Annotated in this window: 3 protein-coding genes; all 3 read left to right on the top strand. The window is 50.9% G+C overall.

All coding sequences use genetic code 11. The annotated features are described in order from the left end of the window. Positions 1-1,935, top strand: a 1,935-nt coding sequence (gene gyrB, locus FWJ59_RS07900) for a DNA topoisomerase (ATP-hydrolyzing) subunit B (RefSeq protein WP_414481405.1), incomplete at its 5' end; no start/stop codon positions are given. Between the two features lie 7 nt (positions 1,936-1,942). Then, positions 1,943-4,405, top strand: a complete 2,463-nt coding sequence (gyrA, locus tag FWJ59_RS07895; protein WP_414481404.1) for a DNA gyrase subunit A — start codon at positions 1,943-1,945, stop codon at positions 4,403-4,405. Positions 4,406-4,423: 18 nt separating this feature from the next. Beyond that, the coding region (locus FWJ59_RS07890) for a hypothetical protein (RefSeq protein WP_414481403.1) at positions 4,424-4,795 on the top strand (372 nt) is incomplete at its 3' end.

The raw sequence follows: 4,795 nt of genomic DNA, 5'->3' as shown, positions 1-4,795 counted from the left end.
GTCAGCAGCATACAGGTACTGGAAGGCCTTGATGCAGTGCGCATGCGGCCGGGGATGTATATCGGTTCGACCGGCCAGCGGGGCCTTCATCATCTCCTTTGGGAGATCGTTGATAATGCCATCGATGAAGCGGCCAACGGCTTTGCAACCAGGATTTCGGTTACCATACACCAGGATAACAGCGTAACGGTAGAGGATGACGGCAGGGGTATCCCGGTGGAGATACATCCCACCTTGGGCATACCTGGGGTGGAAGTGATATTCACCCGCCTCCATGCCGGTGGCAAATTCAACAACGAAAACTATCGCTTCTCGGGAGGCTTGCACGGCGTGGGGGCATCGGTGGTAAACGCCTTGTCGCGATGGCTGGAAGTGGAGGTAAAGAGGAACGGAAAGCTTTATCGACAGAGGTTTGAAAGCGTATATGACCCACAGCTTAAGAAGGTCATTGCGGGCAAGCCCGTTACTCCCCTGGAGGTTATAGGCAGCGCTACCGGGACGGGCACCAAGGTGAGATTTCTTCCGGACGATCGCATATTTGAAGACGTGCGCATGAATGCGGATATCGTTTCAAGGCGGCTTAGAGAGCTGGCCTATTTGAATGGCGGAGTGACCATAGAGTTTTGCGATGAGCGGGTATCGGATGCCAGCAAGCGCGTTTATTGCTATGACGGCGGCGTTGTCGATTTTGTAAAGTATCTCAATGAGGATAAAAATGTGCTTCATGAAGATATCATATATATGGAGGGGGAAAAGGACGGCATATTCGTCCAAATTGCCATACAGTATACCGATTCCTATACCGAGAGCATATTTTCATATGTCAACAACATCCCCACCACTGAGGGGGGCACCCATGAGACGGGGTTTAAATCGGCTCTCACCAAGGTTTTGAACGAATACGCCAGGAAGTACAATTATTTAAAGGATAAGGACCCCAATCTTTCTGGGGAGGACTTCCGCGAAGGCATCACCGCGGTTATTTCTCTTAAGATGAACAACGCGCAGTTTGAAGGTCAGACCAAGACCAAGCTGGGCAATACCGAGGCGAGGACGGCCATAGAGGCTATCGTCTCCGAACAGCTGAGCTATTACCTTGAACAGCCAGCCAATGGAGAGACGGCCAAGCTGATCATAGAAAAGGCCATAAAGGCTGCTAAAGTTAGGGAAGCGGCCAGGAAGGCCCGTGAAATTGAGCGAAAGAAGAGCAGCCTGGAGGGAGCGCCCTTAGTTGGCAAGCTGGCCAGCTGTACCGGCAGGGATCCCAGATTAAACGAGCTGTTTATCGTGGAAGGCGAATCGGCCGGCGGGTCGGCCAAGCAGGGAAGGGACAGGAGATTTCAGGCTATACTGCCTCTGCGCGGAAAGCCGCTTAACGCCGAGAAGAAGAGGCTGGATCAGGTGCTGAGCAACGAGGAGTTTGCTACCATCATATCCGCGTTGGGGACGGGCATTGGCCAGGATTTCAATTTAGCCAATTTGAGGTATCATAAAGTGATCATACTGTCCGATGCCGATCAGGATGGGGCACATATAAGGGCCATTTTATTGACCTTCTTTTTCCGATACATGAAGGAACTCATCACCAATGGACATCTGTACATCGGCTTGCCGCCGCTGTACAGGGTTACCGATGGGAAAAGGGAAGTATACGTTTACAATGATGATGAGCTAAGGAAGGTAGTTAAGGATATGGGCAAGAAGTACACCATACAGCGCTATAAGGGCTTGGGGGAGATGAACCCTGAGCAGCTGTGGGAGACCACAATGAACCCCAAAAAGAGGAAGATAATCCAGGTGACGGTGGAGGATGCGGCCGAGGCCGATAGGTTGGTCACCATTTTGATGGGGGACAAGGTACAGCCGCGCAAGGAATATATATGCGCTTATGCCAATTTCAATAAAGTAGACGTTTTGCAGGAGATGGGAGTGTAGTTGAAGTATGGCGCCGAAAAGGGTGGATAACGAATTTATACAAAATCAGGATAACGTGATTCAAAAACCCCTTGAAGAGGTCATGCATGAGTCCATACTGCCTTATGCCGAATACGTCATAATGGAACGGGCGCTGCCCAGGGTGGAGGATGGCCTCAAGCCGGTGCAGCGGAGGATACTCTATACCATGTATGAGCTGGGGCTCACCCCTGATAAGCCGCATCGTAAGTCTGCCAGAATTGTGGGCGATACCCTCGGCAAGTATCACCCTCACGGTGATGCATCGGTTTACGACGCAATGGTGAGGATGGCGCAGGATTTCAACATGAGGGCCTTGCTGGTGGATGGGCACGGCAACTTCGGCTCCATCGACGGAGATACGGCGGCCGCAATGCGCTATACCGAGGCGCGCCTCACGCCTTTGGCGTTGGAGATGCTGAGGGATATCGATAAGGATACTGTGAAGTTCAGCCTGAACTTTGATGATACTCTAAAGGAGCCCGACATGCTGCCGTGCAGGTTCCCCAACGTATTGGTCAACGGCGCTTCGGGCATAGCTGTGGGCATGGCCACAAATATTCCTCCCCATAATCTGGGCGAGGCTATAGATGCGGTAATAGCCCAGATGGAAAACCCTGATATTTCGCTGGACGAGCTGATGAAAATCATACCGGGGCCCGATTTCCCTACCGGGGGGATTATAATAGGCAAGGATGAGATAAGGAAGGCTTACGAGACGGGGCACGGCAAGTTTTACTTGCGAGCAAAGGTGGAGATAGAGAACGCCTCCGGGGGCAAAAAGCTGCTGGTCATCAAGGAGTTGCCCTATCAGGTCAACAAGGCAGCCCTGCTGGAAAAGATATTGCGGCTGAGCGAGGAGAAAAAGGGGGTACTATCGGCCATTGCCGACATACGGGACGAATCCGACAGGCAGGGCATACGTGCAGTCATAGAGCTTAAGAAGGATGCCGACCCTGAGAAGGTGCTTAACTATCTCTATAAATACTCCGAGCTACAGGTGACCTTTGGGGTCAACATGGTGGTGATAGCCGACGGTAAGCCCCAGCAGCTTGGGCTTAAAGCTATCATAGACTACTACATTCGTCATCAAAAAGATGTGGTAACTCGTCGGACCAGGTTTGAGCTTGATAGGGCCAGGACGCGGCAGCATGTACTGGAAGGGCTCATGGTGGCCATACAGAATATAGACGAGGTCATAGCCATCATACGCTCATCCGAGAATCCCGGTAAGGCGAAACAGAGGTTGATGGATAAGTTTCAGTTGACCGACGTTCAGGCTCAGGCAATACTTGACATGAGGCTTCAAAGGCTCACCGGCCTTGAGATATCCAATCTCAAGAAGGAATATGAGGATTTGGTAAAGCAGATAAAGAAGCTGGAGAATATACTCTCATCGGAACAGGCATTGATCAAGGTGATCAAAAAAGAGCTGCTAGAGATAAAGGAAAAATATGCGGATCCCCGCAGGACGGAGATAATTGAGGATATCAAGGAAGCCGAGATAAACGCCGAGGATTTGATACACGTGGAGGATGCGGTTATCGTCCTTTCCCATAATCAGTATATAAAGAGGATTCCGGCCAAGTCGTACAGTCGCTCCAGCCGGGACGTCGAAAGCGTCGAAACCGGTGACGGGGATTATGTGGAGTTCGTAGTTGAATCGGCCACCGACCACAAAGTGCTCATATTTACCGATGCGGGCAACTGTTATACCTTATCCTGCAGCGCCATACCTGAAGGGAAGTGGCGTGACAGGGGCGTGCTGCTGCATACGCTGATAAGTTCCCTTGAGGGCGGGGAAAGGCCGGTGGCGGTGCTGTCAACTAAAGAGTTTTCAGAAGGCCAATATGTACAGTTCTATACAGCTCTGGGCATGATAAAGAGAACATCGCTTACCGAGTACGATGCCAAAAAGACCAGGATACAGGCCTGCGGGCTCAATGAAGGCGATAGGGTAGTGGCCGTTGAGCTGAGCCGAGGGGATAAAGACGTCATGCTCATCACCAGGCAGGGCATGAGCATACGCTTTCACGGAGATGAGGTGCCGGTGATGGGCAGGACGGCAAAAGGCGTAAAGGCCATAAGGCTTAAGGAGGATGACCAGGTGATCTTTGCCTGCGAGGTGGATGACGAAGGCGAGATGGTGGTGGTTACCGATAGGGGTTTTGTCAAGCGCACCCTGCTGGTTGACTATCAACCCCAGGGCAGAGGTGGCGTAGGTTTTAGGACCATACGCTTTACCAAGGGTAAGTCCAACGGAAGCCACCTTATTGCTGCCTTTTATGTGAAAGACCCGTATGAGGTCATACTACAACAGAAGGATGGCACGGTGAGCAGGGTGAACACCGAATCGATTCCCATAACCGAAAGGGATGGGACGGGAGAGGCGGCTGTGCTGGTGCTTATGGATAATGAGGTGTGTGCGGCCTACAGGAATTATAAGGAGTGAAAAGGAGATTTTTATTTTATGCTGAGACTGCCCGAGAGATATGATAAGAAGTGGTTTGTAATCTTGGGAGGAATATTTATCTTTACGCTTGCCCTGTTTATCATATTTAAGCTGATACTGGGACCCGAAATAAGCGGAAGGAACATAATGGGTTTTGCCATTTTATCTACCCTTACTTCGCTGATAACAACCATAGGGGGATATCTGGGTTTTAAGGTTTATTTCGGGATTTCAACGATATCGAATATAGTTGGCCTTATATACATGCTGTACATTGCCATAAGCCAACAGGCTCCGGGGTGGACTGACCTTGTGGCCATCATGGCTTATATGTTCATCATGGGGATAGGGATATTGGGCGCGATAGTGGTAGAGGCGCTGGTGAGGTTG

This window comes from Caldicoprobacter sp., assembly GCF_047459465.1.
Classification (GTDB): domain Bacteria; phylum Bacillota; class Clostridia; order Caldicoprobacterales; family Caldicoprobacteraceae; genus Caldicoprobacter.
The sequence above is the reverse complement of the archived record's forward strand: the minus strand, read 5'-3'. Positions and strand labels throughout refer to the sequence as shown.

Bases quoted from the DNA above. Each gene is read 5' to 3' on its own strand.
- gyrA (WP_414481404.1), top strand. From the start codon at position 1,943: ATGGCGCCGAAAAGGGTGGATAACGAATTTATACAAAATCAGGATAAC.